Source organism: Streptomyces sp. SID8352 (genome assembly GCF_009862265.1).
In the GTDB taxonomy this organism is placed as follows: domain Bacteria; phylum Actinomycetota; class Actinomycetes; order Streptomycetales; family Streptomycetaceae; genus Streptomyces.
The window spans coordinates 326,482-344,888 of the sequence record NZ_WWGX01000043.1 but is presented as its reverse complement, the minus strand read 5'-3'; the positions used below and the strand labels follow the sequence as shown (position 1 = coordinate 344,888).

Here is an 18,407-nt window from a genome sequence, read left to right as displayed (position 1 = left end):
CTACTCGGTGGCCGACGTGTCGAGGTGCCGCACGGGGCAGCCGCCCGTTCCCGGGACCGGGCGGGTACCGAGATCGGCCAGCCGGTAGCCGTTCGGATAGCCCTTGACCTCCCAGTTCTGCCGGGCGTGGTGGGGGGTCCGGCGCGGTGGAAGCAACCGGACGGCGCGCCCGCGCAGCCGTACCGCGCCACGCACGACCGCGCGGGTGGCGGGGCTCGGCGGGGTGTAGCGGAAGGCGCGCAGCAGGTGGTCGTCGAGCAGGGCCAGCGTCCCGGTGCGCAACACGGGGGCCAGGGGGCGCGGATACCAGGACGTCATGAGGTCGAGGGTGGCGTCCGACACCCTTCGGGCGCCCTCGTCCCAGCCGAAGTGGGCCTCTTCGTAGGCGTCGAGGCACGCCTCGAAGTCGTCGTAGGTCTCAGGGATGTCCCTGATACCCATGTGCCGGCCGAGGGTGCCATAGTGAATGGCGCAGGCGGTGGTCTCGTGGCGGGAGAGCCTCCGCCATCCGAAGGCGTCGATCCAACGTTTGGGGGTCACGACGAAGGTGCAGAGCACATAGCGCATGTCGTCGTTGGTGATGTCGTAGCTGCGGTGCATCTGGTTGATGCGGCGGATCGCCGTGCGGCCCTGCTCGCTGCCGAAGCCGTGTTCGACGACGGCGTCGAGGAGCAGGGTGGTGTCGTCGTAGCGCTTCTGGGTGCGGTCCGTGAGTTCCGCTGTCTCGGCCAGCAGGCGGCCGATGCTGGGGACGGCATAGGTGCGGTAGAGGGCGAGTTCCAGGGCTCGGGTGAAGTCCCAGGGGAACTCGTACGCCGAGGTGAGCCGGTAGATCTCGGACGCGTCGCGCCGCGGGTCCATCCGTCGGATCTGTCGCAGCCGTTCATATCGCTTCACGGTCGCCGTTCCCTTCCGCCGTCGAAGCAGTAACTCCATAGTGGATTACGGTAGATGACGGGCCGTCCGGTCACCCACCGGTGATCGTGCCCGGCGTGCCGGATCTCGTCGGTCGTACCCGGGCGGGGGCTGAACACGAGGGGGCACACGCGCTCGCCGTGGCGGACCCGGTGGTCTCCGACGGGGCCGGGTGGTGAGGGGCGACGTGTCACCGGGGCAGGGCCCGCCCGGTCTCCCCTCGTCCCGTCGGGTCCGCGGCGGGCAGGGACCCGGTTCGGGCCGGTGCGAAGGCCGTGACAAGGGGGTCCGGTCGCACTAGGGTGCGCGCCGTTGGACAACCGATGGGGAGGCTGGGATGGCCGGGCCAGAAGAGGAACCCCTGGACTCCCGCACGGAGGCGGACGGCGCGCTGTACGTGCTCACCGCGGTGCTGCTGACGCCCGCCCAGTTCCCGGGTGTGCTGGGCGACGACTACCCGGAGGCGTGCGGCGCGCTGGACCTGTCCGCGAGGGGCGGGGGATACGGGCTGGTGCTGGGCCAGGACGGCGAAGGGGCGCGGTGGACGGTCGTCGTCGACGATGTGCCCTTGGTCGCCGTGGCCGTGGCGTCCTGGGACTGCGGCTTGGGGTACGACCTGTCGCCGGACGAGCACTCCGTGGTGGCCTCGCTCCCGGGCTGGCCCCTGGCCGTCGCGGTGGCGGCTCCCGGCGTCCCCGCGCCGCACGACCCCGATCCGTGGGTGAGCGGGCGGCCCGCGCTGGCACCGCCGGACATCGAGGTCTGGGGGCCCGGGCAGCGGCGGCTGGGAGCCGATGAGATCGCCGTGCAGTGGTCGCGGTGGCGGAGCCAGGTCGACGACGCGGACTTCATGGCGCCGGACGCGGGCAGCGGAAGCGGGGCGGTGCCCGAGGCCACGAAGGAGGCGGAGGCCGTACGGAACGGGGCGGCCCCCGGCGGCCGGCCCGGGGCGGGCGGGCACGCGGGGGTACGGCGGGTGCTCGCCGAGGCCCGTGCCTATGTCACCGCGCCTCCGCCGCCGGGCCGGGTGCGGTCCTCGTTCGCGACCGGTGGTGCCAGGACCGTAAGGGCCGACGGTCCCGGCTGGTCCCTCGTGGCACGGACCGATGACATCGCCTTCGTCCTGCTGGACGAGGAACCCGGGCGGATACTCCCCGTGGGGCGGGGCCCCGAGCTTCCCGGACTCCTGGAGGCGCTGGACCGGTTGGCGGTCCGGCCTGGCTAGGTCCTGTCCGGCGATCGCCGTCGTCGCCCGTAGGGCGGCCGGGCGGCGTCAGGTGCGTGCTCCGGGCGCGCCGGTCCCGGTGAGGCGGTGGTCGACCAGAGCGGGCACGGCCGGGTACACCTTCCTCGGCACCCGGCCGTCCCGCTCCGGCCGGCGCACCGTGAGGGTCGGCATGCGCCGGGAGATTCCCTCGACGGCGCGCCGGAGTTGGCGGAAGCGCCACGGTCCCCCGGCCCTCTCGACGACGACCAGAACCCGATCGCGTGCCCCCGAGCCGGTCGAGGACGTCAAGGATCCCGCAGTCGGGATGCTCCGGCAGCCCGCACGGTTCGGGCTCGGCGGCTCCGGTGGCCACCCCGGTGCGCGTCACTGACACGAGACTGCCTCTCACCGATCCTCGCCGTCGCCAAGGGCACCGTTGAGGCGATGCGTCCCTGAACACTCCGACCCGAGTTGTTCACGGGAACACGCCACTGTCCGTCGCGGGCCGCCGGAGTCCCGTCGCGTTCCGCCGAGGTCGGTCCGATCGCCCACCTCGCCGCGGGTACGGGCCGCCGCTGTCGCGGGGCGATTTCCTTCCGGTGTCTGTGTCCGCGCCTCCCACCGGGGTACCGTCTGATTGACCGTCAGTTGGCGCTGCAGGGGGACAGGATGACAGGTGTGGAGATCGCGATCGGCTGCCTGTTCGCATGGGCGGCTCGCAAGGCGCGCCGGGTGGGGGAGCAGGCCGACCAGGAGGTGGACCGCGCCCTGGACGCGGCGATGGACCGGGTGCACACGGTGGTCAGCGAAAAGCTCGGCCAGGAGACCGCCCTGGCCCGTCTGGACGAAGAGGCCTCGGCCGGACGCACCGAGCCGACGCCCGAGACCCAGCAGTGGCTGCGGTTCGCCCTCAAGGACGCGATCGACCGCGACGCCGCCTTCGCCGAGCTGCTCCGGGAGGCCCTGGCCCAGTACGCGTCCCGGCCAGGACGGGGCGAGTGGAGCGGGCCCACCGTGGGGCACAACGTCTTCCACGGCCCCACGGCCCTCCAAGTCGGGGACAACCCCTCCCAGTTCAACAGTTTCGGTGGGTCGAGATGACAGGGCCCACGCCTGATCCCGAAGCAACCGGCCAGGGGTCCCACAACAGCTTCGACGGGGACGCCGCTCTGCAGATCGGGCGGAACGGCCATCAGGTGAACGTCTACCAGGCCCCCAGTCCGCCGCCTCCGTACCCTCCTCCCCTGCCTGCGGCCCCCGGCGCCAGGGCCGGGGCGGCCGTGTGGAACGGGGCGGGGTTCCTCCTGGCGGCGGTCTGCCTCGCCGCGCTGATCGGGGGGACCGCGTTCGCGGTCAAGTCGTACGGCCCCTGGGGGGAGAACGAGCGGGGCGCCGCACCGCCGCCGGGCTCCGTCACGAGCCAGGACCCCGCCGCCACTCCCACGCAGGCCCCTCCTCCCTCCGGCCCCGCTGACGACACCCCGCCGACCGCGCGGACGGCGCCGACGGCCTCGACGGTACCCCGGAGCGGTGTCAGTCCCGTTCGGTGGCGGGGAGAACTCCGCATCGGGACGGCCGGGGTGGACCTCGACTCCGTCCCACCGGAGCAGAGCACCGACGCGTCCTACGACGCCGTGCTGTTCACCACCAGCGGCTCGCTGTTCGGCGGTCGGTCCGGCGGTCCCGACGTGGCGCCGTGGCCGGGGCCGGGAACGCCCGGCAGGAAGGAGTGCGTCGAGCGGCTCGCGACGCACGGGTCGTACACGGCCGAGGTGACGCGGGAGAGCGTGCTGTGCCTCAGGACGCAGACGGGACGCGTCGCCGCCCTGACGATCACCGACATGGGTGACCTCTTCACCGATGCGACGGTCGAGGCGGTCGTCTGGGAAGCACGGGACAGCGCCTGAGTCCGGAACCGTGCCGTGCCCGGGAACGGGGACCTCTGACCCGGGTCCGGGACTCAACGATGCCGACCGCCACCCCGGCCCGGGGCGGCGCCGGCCGACCCGGTCCGAACGCCCCACGGCGACGGGCCCTTGGTGTCGCGGGAACGCCGACCGCACCGTAACCGGAGCGGGTTGGGGCCGGATCCGGGCCGCGGGCTCCGCGTTCACCCGTCCGCGCGGAGGGCCGACGGGCGTTCCGGCGGTGCGGAGGGAAGCCCGTGGCGGTCCGAGGTTCCCGTGTCGGCGGCACCGGTCGGCCGACGGGGCACATCCACGACGCGACCGGCAGCACCGCTCAGCCGGTGCGCCGCCGGACGGCCCTCCGCGGAGTCGGCGACAGGCGCCGTGCGCACCCGCACGCAGGAGGGCGCGGCCGTGCGCGAGCACGGACGTACGGGTGCGCGGGCGTACGGGTGCGCGAACGTTACGAGTGCGCGGGGGGCTTCCGGCGGGGCGTCAGGCGGTGTGTGGGCAGCAGTCGCGGTGGGCCGTGCGGGGCAGCGCGCCGATCAGGAAGACCTTGAAGACCTCGTGCAGCTCCCGGTAGAGCGAGGCATGGTCCTGCTCGGCGCCCACCGCCCAGCGGGTCAGGACGCCGAGGTAGGCGTCGCGGAGCAGCAGCCCCAGCCGGTCGGGGTCCAAGCCCTCGCCGATCTCCCCCCGGGCCTGTCCGTCCGTGAGGATCGCGGTGAACAACTCGGCGGTGGCCGACTCCCGGGCACCCAGGCAGCCGGCCCGTACCGCGGCGGTGACCATGGAGCGGTTGACCTCCTGTCGGTCCTCGTTCAGTTCGACGAGGGCGGCGAGGCAGCGGTGGAAGCGGCTGACCGTGTCCCCGGGTTCCAGTCCGCCGGCCTCCGTGACGAGCGAGCGGCGCAACTCGGTGCCGCGGCGGGCGCTCCACTCAGAGATCAGGTCGTCCTTGCGCGGGTAGTAGTTGAAGAAGGTACCCCGGGCCACATCGGCACGTGCCGCGATCTCGTCGATCGAGGTGTTGTCGTAGCCGTGTCGCGCGATCAGCTCCACGGCCGCCTCGAAGAGGCGTTCCTGCACTCTGGCCTTATTGCGCTGACGGCGTCCCTGAGGCAGAGCGACGGCAGAGTCGATCATTCATCCCTCCAAGCCGCATCATATGTGTCAACCAATTTAACTCGGCAGAACTCGACGCCGGGCACTCGTTACTGCACAATGGGCCTTTTCCCGCCCCGATTCGGCACAGGACGGCGAGCGGGCAACACCGGCCCCGGGACGCCGACGACCCACGCCCCCTCCGTGCAGGGGCGAGGCCACGAGGGACCGGACGGCCGCTCAGAACGCCGCCGCTCCCCTTCCGGCGAACGGGCCCCGGCGTCGGCCGTGCCGCGCTCTCCACCGCCCCGACCGTCGGGCTCCCGGCAGTCCGCGGCCCGCGCCGCCGACGCCTCCCACCTGGGACGCGGCGGCACTCTCCGGGCCGGCCCGCGCGGGCATCCGTCGCCGGGGTCGCCCGCACCGCCCGGCTCCGATCCCGGACCGCGCGCCCCGGGCCCGGCACCCCGCCGCACCGCAACCCCGCCCCGGTCTCCCCCGCCGGGCGGGCCCTGAACGTCGCCGGTGGCGCCGCCGCGACCAACGCTCGGCACCGGACGATCGGGCGCACATCAACCCTGTCGGGCACGGAGTGCCGCCGGACGGGACCCCGCCCACCAGGGGCTTCTCCCCCGCACCGAGCGGACCGCACGACGCCTTCCCCTCACACCCCAGGAGAGTCCGATGTCACCGGGTGCCATATCCATACAGCCTCCGTGCGTGACAAATATCACTCTGGTCAATTTTCGACAAAAGCTGCCCTGAAATCGCCCCCGATGCCAATGCATACGTGAATCCAGGGCTATATTTTTGAGCGGGATGGTTCGAATCTTGTCGATTGATTCGCGGAAAAATACCCCAAATGCCCCTTTCGCACCATGGAACCAACGGTTGAATTCCGGTCGAACGGGCGAATCTTGATCTTGAGTGCAAAGACAGTCCCCGATGTAACATCACAACCAAACGGTCATCGAGGTTGGTTTAAGGATCCATTGATGGACTCTGTGAATCTTCAAAATCGACGTCCGAGGACCTCCCCCCACGGGACTGCGGAACGACCTGTGCTGCGGGATGTCTCCCATCGCTTCCGGACCGACCGGGACATCGACCCCGACTGGTCGGACTCCCTCGCGAGAGTCCGCCTCCTTTCCTGCCGCGAGTCCGAGGTGTTCCACCTCCTCGGCTCCGGCCTCTCGAATCGCGCCATCTCATCGCGCATGCGCGTGACCGAACGCACGGTCAAGGCGCACGTGGCCCGCATCATGGAGAAACTGGAACTCGAGTCCCGACTCCAGGTCGGCCTCGTGTCGCTCTCCCACCGCCAGTCGGACAGGGGGCTGGCCGCGGGATAACGGCGCGAACCCGCCCCCCTTTCCCTGCCGCTCACCCCCCTCCACCGAGCCTCGCCCCGGCGTATCCCCCACTGACGCCGAGGCGAGGCTTCGCCATTGCCGCAGGTCAGCGAGTTATCTTGACACCCAACGTGAGGCGCGTCATAGTATGAAGCTCATCGAACCTTTGGTATTCGAAGTGGAGTCAAGGCATGTACAGCCGCCTCCTAGTATTAGCTCTCGGGACGTTCGCAATCGGTACCGACAGCTTTGTCGTGGCGGGAATCCTGCCCAATGTCGCGGATGACCTCAACGTCAGCAACAGCGCCGCCGGGCAGCTCGTCACCGTATTCGCGCTCTCGTATGCGGTGCTCTCCCCCGTGATGGCGGCGGCGACCGCGCACTGGCCCCGCAAGCAACTGCTGATCAGCGGCCTCCTCGTACTCGCCCTGGGCAACGTGCTGACCGCCGTGCTCCCCACGTTCGGCCTGGTCGTAGCCTCGCGGGTGGTCGCGGGACTCGGCGCCGCGATGTTCACCCCGACCGCGAGCGTGACCGCCTCGACCCTGGCGCCGCCGGAGAAGCGGGGCAAGGCCCTCGCCATCGTGATGGCCGGCCTCAGCGGCGCCACCGCGCTCGGCGCGCCCATCGGCACCGTGATCGGCAGCCAGTCCGACTGGCGCACCACGATGTGGTTCGTGGTGGCGCTCGCCCTGGTCGCGGCCGTGGGCGTCATGACCATGCTGCCGGCCGTCCCGTCACTGCCGCCGGTCAAGCTGAGCCAGCGGCTCACGCCGCTGCGCGACACCCGCATCGTGTTCACCCTGCTCACCACGGTGCTGGTGCTCATGGGCCTCTACACCGTCTACACGTACATCGCCATCTCCTTCGACCGCGCGACCGACGGCAACGGCACGACCCTCGCCGTGCTGCTGTTCATCTGGGGCATCGCCGCCACGCTCGGCAACCTGGGCGGCGGCTCGCTCACCGACAAGCTGGGCAGCCGGGTCGTCATCAACAGCGCCATCGTCATCGCCGCCCTCAACTTCCTGCTGCTCCCGCTGAGCAGCAGGAACACCGTGACCGCCGCCCTCGCCCTCGTGGTGTGGGGCCTGTGCGGCTGGGGTGTGCTCGTGCCGCAGCAGCACCGCCTCATCCAGATCAACCCGGCCGGCGCCCCGCTGAGCATCGCGCTCAACGCGGCCGCCCTCTACCTCGGCGTCTCCGCCTCCGGCGGCACCGGCGCGGCCGGCATCTCCCTCTTCGGCGCGTACAACCTCGGCCTGGTCGGCGCCGTGTTCATCGTGCTGGGCCTGGGCACCGCCGAGATCGCCCGGAGCCTGATCGCCCGGCGCGGCAAGCCCTCCTCCGACGGGGCGCCACAGGCCGCTCCGGTGGCGGAGCCGTCACCCCGCACCTGAGAACCGCACCCTCCGGCAGGCCCCTCCGGCGCGCCCGGAGGGGCGGGCCTCTTCCCGGGAGAGGAAACATGATCCATCCCAGTCGGTTCCCGGCCATCGATCTGCCGCACGACGACGTGGTGTCGTACGTCCTGGAACACGCGCGCGAGCACGGCGGGCGTCCCGCGCTCGTCGACTCCGTCACCGGACGCACCCTGACCTACGGACGCCTCGCCGACCTCGTCGACTCGGTGGCGGCCGGACTGTCGCACGCGGGGATCGGGCCCGGCGACGTGGTGGCCGTGCACGCCCCCAACTCCCTGCTGTACCCGGTGGCCTGCCTCGCCGCGCTGCGCGCGGGCGCCGTGGTCACACCGGTCAGCGCGCTCGCCACCGGGGCCGAGCTGATCAGCCACCTGAGGAGCAGCGGGGCGCGCACCGTGGTCAGCGCGGCCGCTTTCGCGCCGCTCGCCCTCGCGGCCCGCGCCGCCGGGGCCGTCGACGAGGTCGTCCTGATGGAGAAGGAGGACGGGGACACCACGGGTCTGCGCGACCTCGCGGACCTGAGCACCGCCGCCCCGGACCCGGGGCCGCCGCGGCACCCCGCGGACCCGGCCGACGTGGCCCTGCTGCCGTACTCCAGCGGCACCTCGGGCACCCCCAAGGGCGTCCTGCTCACCCACGCCGGTCTCACCGCGAACATCGCGCAGATGAGCCACGCCATGCGGGTCGGCCCCGGCCACCGGGTCCTCGCGGTGCTCCCCTTCTTCCACGCCTACGGCTTCTCCACGCTGATCGGGCTCAGCCTCCGCAACGGCGCCACACTGGTGGTCGTGCCCCGGTTCCGTTTCGAGACGTTCCTCGACACGCTCGCCGAACACCGTGTCACCCACGCCCTGATCGCCCCGCCCATCGCCGTGGCCCTGCTCAAGCACCCGGCGGTCGACCCGGCGGCCTTCGCCACCGTCCGGCAGATCCTGTGCTCGGCCGCCCCGCTCAAGAGCGACGTGGCCGCCGGGGTGGAGCGCCGGACCGGGGTCCCGGTGGTGCAGGCGTACGGCATGACGGAGATGTCACCGGGCATCACGGTGCCGCCCGAGGGCGAGACCCCGCCGCCCGGCTCCGTGGGCCGACTGCTGCCGATGACCGAGCTGCGGGTGGTCTCCGTGGCCGACGGCCGGTCCCTCGGTCCCGGTGAGGAGGGTGAACTGTGGGTGCGCGGGCCCCAGGTGATGAAGGGGTACGCGCCCGGCTCCGGTGAGCCCGGGGAGCGGGCCCTGGACGCCGAGGGGTGGCTGCGCACGGGCGACGTGGGCCTCGTCGACGACGACGGCTGGATCCGGTTGCGCGACCGGGTCAAGGACCTCATCAAGTACAAGGGCTACCAGATAGCCCCCGGTGAGCTGGAGGGCTGTCTCCTCGGCCATCCGCTGGTGGCCGACGCGGGCGTGGCGGGCGCCGTGGACGAGTACGGCGAGGAGTACCCGAGGGCGTACGTGGTCCTCGCCCCGGAGGCCGTACCGCGCCCGCCGGGGGCCGTGGAGAGCGAGCTGATGGAGTACGTCGCCGCGCGGGTCGCGCCGTACAAGAAGATCCGCGAGGTGCGGATCGTCGACGCGCTCCCGCGCTCCGGCGCGGGCAAGGTGCTCCGGCGCGAGCTGGCCGGGATCCCGGCGGCCCGCTCGGGGCGGCCGAAGGAACAGACGGAACAGAGGGCCGAGCAGAAGGCATGAGTGTGAAATTCGGAGTGGTGACCTTCCCGGTGTTCGACGGGATCGCGGTCACGGAACTGGCCCGCATGGTCGAGGACCTGGGATTCGAATCGCTGTTCTTCACGGAGCACACCCACATCCCCGCCTCGCGCGAGTCCCCCTCCCCCACCGGAGGGGAACTGCCCTCCCGCTACTACCGCAATCTCGACCCCTTCATCGCGCTGACCGCCGCGGCCTCAGTCACCGAGCGGATCCTGCTGGGCACCGGCATCTGCCTGGTCAACCAGCGCGACCCGATCATCCTGGCCAAGGAGACCGCGAGCCTCGACCAGCTCTCCCGGGAGCGCCTGGTGCTCGGCGTCGGGCCGGGCTGGAACACGGAGGAGATGCGCAACCACGGCGTCGACCCGGCCACCCGCTTCGAGCGGATGGGCGAGCACGTCCGGGCGGTCAAGGCGATCTGGACCCAGGACGAGGCCACCTTCCACGGCAAGTACGTCGACTTCGACCGCATCTGGTCCTGGCCCAAGCCGTCCCGCCAGCCGCATCCGCCGGTCCTGGTCGGCGGCAACGGACGGGACGTGCTGCGCCGCGTGGTGGAGTACGGGGACGGCTGGTTCCCGCTCGCCACGCACTTCGGCCGGCTCGTGCGCCAGGCGGAGGAGCTGCGGGTGCTCGCGCGCGCGGCCGGGCGCGCCCCGCTGCCCATCACCCTGTACGGCGGACTGCACACCCCCGAGCAGATCCCCGACTACGCGGCGGTCGGGGTCACCCGCATCCTGATGCCGGTGACCGCGGGCGGCCCCCAGCAGGTCAGGGCCCAGCTCGAACACATCACGCAGTTGCTGGACGGTCTGCTGCACTGACCGCCGGCACCGGTCCCTCCGACCGGATCAGGCACCACCGGGCCCGTGCGCCGTACCGGCGTACGGGCCCCGTCAGTTCCGCAACCGTCGAACTGTTGCGTGTACTTAGGTCCAATTTCCTGGCCGCCGTGGAGATGGTTCACTCGACCGAGGCGTCTATGGAAGGTTTCGACCGATGAAGCCGAACGAGAAGACTGTTTTCCTCTTCCCCGGTCAAGGTGCTTTCGACGGAGCGGCATTGCGGCTCGCCCACTCCCGGCACCCGCAGGTGGAACTCGTCCTCAAGGAAGTCGACACCGTGGCCGAGGAACTCTTCGGCCGGGGCGTATCGGAGCTGCTGCTGGAGGGAGAACCCCTCGACGCGGCGTCGATTCTGCGCCACCCCGCCTGGGTGTCCCAACTCGCCATCTACGCGAGCGACATGGCCGCGTTCAGCGTGCTCGACGCCCACGGAGTACGGGCGGGCGTCCACGTCGGCCACAGCCTCGGGGAGATCGCCGCGCTGGTGGCCGCCGGGGCGTTCAGCGTCGCGGACGGCGCGCGGATCACCGCCGAACGGGCCCGCGTCATCATGGAGGCCGGACTCGGCACCGGCCGGATGACCGCGCTGTCCATGCCCGCCGACCAGGTGCGCAAGGTCATCGACCTGGTCGGCGACGAACTCCTCGCGGTGGCCAGTGAGAACCACCCGACGCAGACCGTGATCAGCGGGCCGGCCGGGGCGCTGGCCCGCGTCGTCGGCATCGCCGGGCACATCGACGTGGGCGCGGTCGAGCTCAACTCCCCGTTCCCGTTCCACAACCCCGTCCTGGCACCGCTGGTGCCTGTCTTCGCCCAGCGCATCGCCGGGCTCGCCCAGCGCCCCCTGGAGGTCCCGGTCTACTCGCCGATCCTCGAGCGCCATTACACGGACTCCGACGTGCTGACGGAATGCCTTTCCCGCCACTTCGTGCTCCCGGTCAGGTTCACCGGGGCCATGCGGAGGCTGAACGCCGAGGGCTTCTCCGTATTCGTCGAGTCCGGCGCCCTGGGCGCACTCGGAAAGCTCGTCCGGCGCAATCTCCCCCCGGCCGAGGCGACCGTCAGGTCGTCACTCGCCCTCGACGCGGAGGGCGGGCTGTCCCTGGACGCGCTCCTCAACGGACTGGAAGGCGGCAGCGTGCCCACCATCGAGGAATTCTGGGAGGCCTTCGGTCCCCGCCTGGTCGAACTGGTCCGGGCGGAGCTGAACGGAGGACCGGCCGCGGCCCCTGCGACGGCGGCCCCCGCGACCGCCACCGAACAGCCCCCCGCACCGGCCGCGGCGCCCGACGCCCCCGGCCTCCCGTCCACCGAGGAGGTGGCGGCGCTCGTGCGCACCACCTACGCCACGGCCCTGGAGTACCCGGAGGAGGTCTTCACCGAGGACGTGCTCCTGGAGGCGGAACTCGGCGTCGACTCCGTCAAGCAGGTCGAGCTCCTCGCCCGGGTCACCCGGCACTACGGGCTCCCACCGCGCGAGGCCGGGTTCCGGCTCGCCTCGTACGACACCTTCGGCAAGGTCGTCGACCTCGTCCACACCAACCTGAAGGGCGGGACAGCCCTCACCGGCTGAGCCACCCGCAGGGCCGCCGTGCGCCGCGTACGCGAACAGGACAGCCGGAAGGGGTTAGCGATCCATGCGACAACTCAAGGGCAAGCTGGCGTTGGTCACCGGAGGGGCCAGAAACGTCGGGCGCGCCGTGGCCAGGGAACTCGCCCTGCGGGGCGCCCACGTCCTGGTGAACTACTTCCACTCGCACGCGGAGGCGCAGACCCTGCGCGACGAACTGCGCGCGCTCGGCGCCGAGGTCGACCTCGTGCGCGGCTCGGTGGCCCGCCAGGACCAGGTGGACCGGATGTTCGCCGAGATCGACGAGCGGTTCGGGTACCTCGACATCCTGGTCAACAACGCGGCCAACGGCGCGCTGGTCCCGCTCGACGAGATCACCGACGCCCACCTCGACCGGGCGATCGACACCAACTACAAGGGGGGACTGCGCTGCGCCCGCGCCGCCGCCCCGCTGATGGCCCGGCGCGGGGGCGGCTCCATCATCCAGCTCTCGGCGCTGGGCAGTTCGCAGATGGTCATGGCCAACTACCTGGCCTGCGCGCCCGCCAAGGCCGCCGCCGAGGCCGCCGCCCGCTATCTCGCGGTGGAGTTCGCGCCGCTCGGCATCCGGGTGAACACGGCGTCGGCGGCCATGCTGGTGAGCGAGGTCGCGGACCAGTTCCCGCAGGCCGCCGAGATGCAGCGCACCATCACCGGGTCCACTCCGTTCGGCCGCCTCGGGCGTCCCGAGGAGTTCGCCGCCGTGGTGGCCTTCCTCGCCTCGGACGACGCGAGCTGGATCACGGGCCAGGTGGTCCTCGCGGACGGCGGGCTGAGCCTGGGCGCGGCGCTGATGTCGCCGCAGCCGCGGACCGGCGCCGACCCGGTGCCCGGGGACGCCGCCGGAGCCGGTGGGTCCTCGGCGGAGGGGGCGGCGTCCCCGGGGGCGGCGTCCGCCGAATCCCCGGTCCCGGCCACGGCGTCCGCGCCCGAAGCCGTACCCGGAGCCACGCCCTCACCCGCCGTCCGGGCGGCCCCCGTCGCCGAACCGGCCGCGGGCGGAACGCCCGGAGCCGCGCCCGAGCCGGCACCCGCACCCGGGCCGCAGGCCGTGCCACACGCACTGGCCGTGCCGGGCCCCGAGGGTGTACCGGGCACCGAGCCCGTATCCGAGGCCGAGGCCGACACCGACGAGATCGCCGTCGTCGGCATGGGCCTGGCTGTCGCCGGCGCCAACGGCCCGGAGGAGTTCTGGGAGTTGCGCACCAAGGGCGCCGAACTCTTCGTCCCCGTACCGGAGGACCGCTGGGAGCGGGGCACGTTCCACTCCTCGGACACCGCGGCCGAGGACAAGTCGTACCAGGACACCTGTGTGTTCATCACGGACTTCGAGCCGGTGCGCGGGTCCGTCGACACGATGGGGGACGCGGCCGACCACGAGCTGACCACCACCTGGCTGCGGCACAGCCTGGTCCAGGCCCTCGACGGGGTGCACCGGGACGACGACTCGCGCTACGCGTTCCTCGTCGGGTACACCCCGGACGGCAGCCAGCACCTGGAGGAGGCGGGGGTGCTGGCCGGCATCGGCGACCGGGCCCGCGAGGTGGCCGACGGACTGGGGCTCGGCGACCAGGACCGCGAGCGGCTGCTCGGCACGGTGCGCGACACGCTCGCCCGCCGGTACTGGCGCGGCGCCCAGGACCCGGCCCGCTTCCTCCCGCACCACGTGGGCCAGTTGGCGATGGACGGCATCCTGCCCAGGTCCACCGAACTGCAGATGGTGGACACCGCCTGCTCCTCCTCCCTCTACGCCGTGGACATCGGGGTCAAGGGGCTGCAGACGGGCAAGCACGACATCGCCGTCTGCGGCGGGGCGTTCGCCCTCGCGCCGCGCGGCACCGTGCTCTTCTCCAAGCTGCAGGGCCTGTCCAAGCGCGGCGCCGTGCACTCCCTCGACGCCAAGGCCGACGGCGTCATCTTCGCGGACGGCGCGGGCGTCGTCGTGCTGAAGCGGCTGCGGGACGCCCGGCGCGACGGGGACCGGGTCCTCGGCGTCCTCAAGGAGTTCGGCGCCTCCTCCGACGGCAAGGGCAAGGCCATCTACGCGCCCAACTCGGCGGGCCAGGACCTGGCGGTGCGGGCGGCGCTCGACGGCGACGTCGGCGCGTCCGACGTCGACTGGATCATCGCGCACGCCACCGGCACCCCGGCGGGCGACCTCGCGGAGTTCACGACGCTGCGCTCCCACTTCGGCCGGGACCGCACCGGATACGTCACCTCCAACAAGTCCCTGATCGGGCACACCGGCTGGGCGGCCGGGGTGGTCTCGGTGATCGAGGCGCTGCTCGCGATGGAGCACGAGACGATCCCGCGCCAGTTCCGCTACTCCTCGCCGCAGCCCGACTTCGACCTCGGCACCACACGGCTGGAGATACCGAAGGAGCCGGTGCCGTGGCCGGCAGGGTCCGGGCGCCCGCGCACCGCCGCGGTCTCCGGGTTCGGCTTCGGCGGCACCAACGCCCACCTCATCGTGCAGGAGGACCGTCCGGACCTGCCCGCTCCGCGGCGGCCGTCCTCCGCCGCCGCCTCGCGTCGCGTCGCGGTGGTGGCCTGGTCCGCGCACGTGCCCGGGCTCGACCGGGACGGGGTCACCGAGTGGGTCACCCGCGGGAGCGACCGGCCCGGGGACAGCTTCGGCGAGACGTATCCGCCGCCGCCGTTCCAGAAGGTGCGGATGCCCCCGGCGACCGTGCGCACCATCGACCGCTGCCAGTTGATGATCCTGGAGTGCGCCCACGACCTGCGCGGGCGGCTCACCGGCTTCTGGGACGCGAACACCACGTCGGCCGGTGTCTTCGTCGGCAACATGGGCCCGACCCGGGCCGCCATGCTCTTCGCCAACCGCTGCTTCCTCGACGACGTCGAGAAGGCGCTGACCACGGACGCCGCCACCGCCGCGCTGCCCGGTCTGGACGCGCTCCTGACCGGGGTCCGGGATCGGGTGCGCGGCCAGATCCCGGCCTCGAACGAGGACTCGTTCCCCGGGATGATGCCCAACATCATCTCGGCGCGCGTCGCCAACCACTTCGACCTCAAGGGCCCCAACATCACGCTCGACGCGGGCCCCGCCTCCGCGCTCGCCGCAATCGAGACCGCCTGCCGCTATCTGCGCACGGGCGAGCTGGAGTTCGCGCTCGCGGGAGGCATCAACGGCAACTCGCTGCCCGAGTACGACGCGCTGCTCGACGGGGTGTGCGGGCGCGGGCCGGGACGGCCGCCGCTGGCGGAGGGCTCCTTCCTGTTCACCCTGGCCACCGAGGAGACGGCACGGGCGGCGGGCCTCGACATCCTGGGCTACGTCGACGAGCTGACCGTCGGCGGCGAGGCTCCCGGGGACGCCGGACGCATCGACGTCATGCCGTCCGCCGACGGCCCGGGGCGCTCCCACTACCTGGGCGCGGCGGGCGGCCTCGCCGTCCTGGAGGCGCTGCACCGGCCCGCCGGGCGGATCACCGTCACCTGCGCGCCCGACCCCGGGCTCCCCGCCACCCACCTCACCCTCACGGTCACCGGCGCGCTGACCCCGGAGCCCGCGGCGGAGGAGGCGAGGACGGCGTCCGTACGGCCCGCCGCGGTCACTGCCGCCGCGCCCACCGGGAAGCTCCCGGCGCCGAGCGCCGCCGAGCCCGCCACGCCTGCCGTGCCCTCCTCCGCCGGAGCCCCGGGGACGGGGAGCGGCGGCGGAGCGCGCGGGGGTACCGGGGCACCGGGCGGGCCCGCGCCCACCGGTCCGGGCGGCTCCCCGGGGCACACCGTCGTCCGCCATGTGCCACGGCTGACCGAACTCGCCGACACCACCGGCTCGGTGGACCGCGTCCCGTTCCTCCCGGCGGGCGTCGTGGTCCTCACCGACCTGCCGGACCTGGGCGCCAGCCTGCGCCACCTGCCCGCCGACGCGACCGTCCTGTCCACCGCGCCCGTCGACGTCACCAGGCCAGGCTGGCGCCATCTGCCGGAGGTGACCGAGGAGGCGGTGGGCGCCGCGCTCGCCGAGCACCGAGGGCCCGTCCGGCACCTGCGGGTCGTCACCGACCTCGCGCGCACCGCGCCCCTGCCCGCGTCCCTGGAGGGCGGGGCCGCCTCCCTGATCGCGCTGCACGACGCGGCGTTCCTGACGCTGCGCCACGCCCACGACGACCTGGGCACGGCCGGCTCCTCCTTCGTGACCCTGCTGACCGGCGCCCTCGACAACGGGGTGCCGCACCCCTTCACCGGCCTGTTCACCGGACTCGTCAAGTGCGCCCACCTGGAGCTGGCGGACTGCCTGGTCTTCGCCCTGGGCACCGGTGAACGCGGGCTGCGCGGCGCCGCCCTGGCGGCCGAGCGCGAGTCCACGGCGACCCGCCTGTTCCCCGTCGTCCTCCTCGACGGCGGACGGCGCCTCGGCCACACCCTCGCCGAGGCGGCCCCCGAGCCCGCCCCCGGTCCCGCCCTGCTGGGCCCGGAGGCGGTGGTGCTCGCCGTGGGCGGGGCCCGGGGCATCACCGCCGAGGTCGTCAAGGGCCTCGCCGCCCGCCACCGCCCGCGCGTCTACCTGATCGGCAGCAACCCGCTGGACAGCTATCCGGCGGAGGTCTTCGAGGGCGACGACGAGGCGTTCGCCGCCACCCGGCAGTCCTACATCCGCAAGCGGCTGGCCGGAGGCGGCGGGAACGTGGCGCGGATCAACCGGGAGTTCGACCGGATGACCGACGCCCGCGCGGCCCGCGCCAACATCCGCGCCATGGAGGAGCACTGCGGGCCGGGCCGGGTCACCTACCTGAGCTGCGACGTCCAGGACGCCGACGCCGTCGGGGCCGCGGTGGGCCGGGTCCTCGCGGAGCAGCCGGGCGGTGTGGACCTGCTGATCAACGCGGCGGGTCGCCAGCGCTCCGCGCTCATCAGGGACAAGTCGTTCGCGGAGTTCACCTCGATCCGCGACCTCAAACTGCGCAGCTACCGCAACCTGCGGCGCGCCTTCGCCGCGCGCCCGCCGCGGAGCTGGTGCAACTTCGGTTCGCTGCTGGGCTACTTCGGCCAGCTCGGCGAGCCGGACTACGCCTCCGGCAACGACTTCCTCGCCTCGGCCGCGACCTGGGGCAGCCGGGCGCGCGGCGCCGAGGAGTTCACTGTCGGCTGGACCCTGTGGGACGGGGTCGGGATGGGCGCCAACGAGCTGACCAAGGCGTACTTCAAGCGGGCCGGCTCCTACAGCCACATGCCGGTGGCCGAGGGCGTCGACCACTTCGTGCGGGAGCTGGCGACGGGCCGCAACGAGCCGTCGGTGGTGCACCTCGGAGCCGCCGAGCGGGCCACCGTGGAGCGCTTCTACCCGGGCTACCTCGACGCACCGCGCCCGTCCGGCGGCGATTGGTTCTATCTGCGCCGCAAGGTGTCGTCGGGGCCGGACGAGGCGGTGCACGAGTGCGTGTTCGACCTGGCCGCCGACGGCTACCTCCGCCACCACCGGGTCCGCGGCGTGCCCACCCTGCCGGGCACCTTCGTCACCGAGATCGCCGCGGAGGCGGCCCGGGAACTGGTGCCGGGGCTGAAGGTCGTGGCCTTCGAGGACCTGGTGTTCCACCACTTCCTGCGGGTGTACGAGGACACGGCGTCCACGCCCAAGCGGATCGCGGCGAAGGTCGTGGCCCGCACCGCGGAGCTGACCGCGGTGGAGATCCGGATCACCACCGACGTGCGCTCGCCCGGCGGCGTGCTGCTCGTCGAGGACCGGCCCCACTTCACCGCCCGGGTGCTGCTGGCCGCCGAGTACAGCGCGGCGCCCCGCTGGGAGCCCTGGGACCCGGCCGGGGAGCGGCCGGTCGCCGATCCCTACCACGTGCCGGCCTCGCCGGTGTCGCTGACCGGGCCGTTCGTGTCGACCCACGACACCCGGCTCCACCCGCTGGGCAAGCGCTCCACGTACCGTCTCGACCTCGCTCCGGACGACCCGGCGTTCAGCCGCTTCACCGCGCCGTCGATCCTCCTCGACGGGCTGGCCCGCACCGGGGTCCTGCATCTGGTCGACGGCCGTCTGGTGCCGATCGCCGCGCCGCTGTCCATCCGCCGGATCGACTTGTACACGGCGGGCAACGACCTCCAACTCACCGCGCAGTACGGACGGCTGGACCTCTACGCGACGCCGCCCGCCTTCGACATGACCGAGCGGGCGCCCGACAACCGCTTCGTCGCGGTGGCCCCCGGCGGCCGGGTCGTCCTGCAGATGAAGGACGTCTCCGCCACCGTCATCGGCTACGTCGACGCCGTGACCGGGGCCCTCCACACGCCGGACAAGCGGCCGGTGCCCGATCAGGAACAGCGGACCGCCCCCGTGGGGGCGAACGGCCGATGAC

At 72.7% G+C, this 18,407-nt stretch carries 11 protein-coding genes and 1 pseudogene; 9 read left to right on the top strand and 3 right to left on the bottom strand.

The genetic code is table 11. The features are described 5' to 3' along the window. Window positions 1–897: an oxygenase MpaB family protein gene (locus GTY84_RS15830; RefSeq protein ID WP_345943449.1), complete on the bottom strand. Its 897-nt coding sequence runs from the start codon at window positions 895–897 to the stop codon at window positions 1–3. 355 nt (window positions 898–1,252) lie between these two features. On the opposite strand from GTY84_RS15830, the gene GTY84_RS15825 reads away from it, so the two are divergent. Next, window positions 1,253–2,140: a hypothetical protein gene (locus tag GTY84_RS15825; RefSeq protein ID WP_161226899.1), complete on the top strand. Its 888-nt coding sequence runs from the start codon at window positions 1,253–1,255 to the stop codon at window positions 2,138–2,140. Window positions 2,141–2,206: 66 nt separating this feature from the next. On the opposite strand, the pseudogene GTY84_RS33015 reads toward GTY84_RS15825, so the two are convergent. Next, window positions 2,207–2,516 (bottom strand): annotated as a pseudogene (locus tag GTY84_RS33015) (helix-turn-helix domain-containing protein); the annotation flags it as partial. 275 nt (window positions 2,517–2,791) lie between these two features. On the opposite strand from GTY84_RS33015, the gene GTY84_RS15815 reads away from it, so the two are divergent. Continuing rightward, window positions 2,792–3,223, top strand: coding sequence for a chromosome partitioning protein (locus tag GTY84_RS15815; protein WP_161226898.1), 432 nt, complete (start codon window positions 2,792–2,794; stop codon window positions 3,221–3,223). After that, entirely contained in the window at window positions 3,220–4,029 is an 810-nt protein-coding gene (locus GTY84_RS15810) for a hypothetical protein (protein ID WP_161226897.1), read from the top strand. Before GTY84_RS15815 ends, GTY84_RS15810 begins: the two co-directional genes overlap by 4 nt. 495 nt (window positions 4,030–4,524) lie before the next feature. On the opposite strand, the gene GTY84_RS15805 is transcribed toward GTY84_RS15810, so the two are convergent. Next, window positions 4,525–5,178, bottom strand: a complete 654-nt coding sequence (locus GTY84_RS15805; protein WP_161226896.1) for a TetR/AcrR family transcriptional regulator — start codon at window positions 5,176–5,178, stop codon at window positions 4,525–4,527. 836 nt (window positions 5,179–6,014) lie between these two features. Here GTY84_RS15805 and GTY84_RS15800 point away from each other — a divergent pair. The 6 genes from GTY84_RS15800 to GTY84_RS15775 all read left to right on the top strand — a co-directional run bounded on the left by GTY84_RS15800 (window position 6,015) and on the right by GTY84_RS15775 (window position 18,406). Continuing rightward, window positions 6,015–6,488 carry a LuxR C-terminal-related transcriptional regulator gene (locus GTY84_RS15800; RefSeq protein WP_345943448.1) on the top strand — a complete coding sequence of 158 codons (474 nt, stop codon included), beginning with the start codon at window positions 6,015–6,017 and terminating at the stop codon, window positions 6,486–6,488. 191 nt (window positions 6,489–6,679) lie between these two features. Next, window positions 6,680–7,888 (top strand): MFS transporter, encoded by a 1,209-nt coding sequence (locus tag GTY84_RS15795; protein ID WP_161226894.1) that lies wholly within the window; start codon window positions 6,680–6,682, stop codon window positions 7,886–7,888. Window positions 7,889–7,956: 68 nt separating this feature from the next. Next, window positions 7,957–9,600: an AMP-binding protein gene (locus tag GTY84_RS15790; protein WP_161226893.1), complete on the top strand. Its 1,644-nt coding sequence runs from the start codon at window positions 7,957–7,959 to the stop codon at window positions 9,598–9,600. After that, window positions 9,597–10,445, top strand: a complete 849-nt coding sequence (locus tag GTY84_RS15785) for an LLM class F420-dependent oxidoreductase (protein ID WP_202551155.1) — start codon at window positions 9,597–9,599, stop codon at window positions 10,443–10,445. The genes GTY84_RS15790 and GTY84_RS15785 overlap by 4 nt, the downstream gene beginning before the upstream one ends. Before the next feature lie 175 nt (window positions 10,446–10,620). Next, window positions 10,621–12,039 (top strand): acyltransferase domain-containing protein, encoded by a 1,419-nt coding sequence (locus GTY84_RS15780; protein ID WP_161226892.1) that lies wholly within the window; start codon window positions 10,621–10,623, stop codon window positions 12,037–12,039. A 64-nt stretch (window positions 12,040–12,103) separates the two neighbouring features. Next, window positions 12,104–18,406, top strand: a complete 6,303-nt coding sequence (locus GTY84_RS15775; RefSeq protein WP_161226891.1) for an SDR family oxidoreductase — start codon at window positions 12,104–12,106, stop codon at window positions 18,404–18,406. The last annotated feature ends 1 nt before the right edge of the window (window position 18,407 follow it).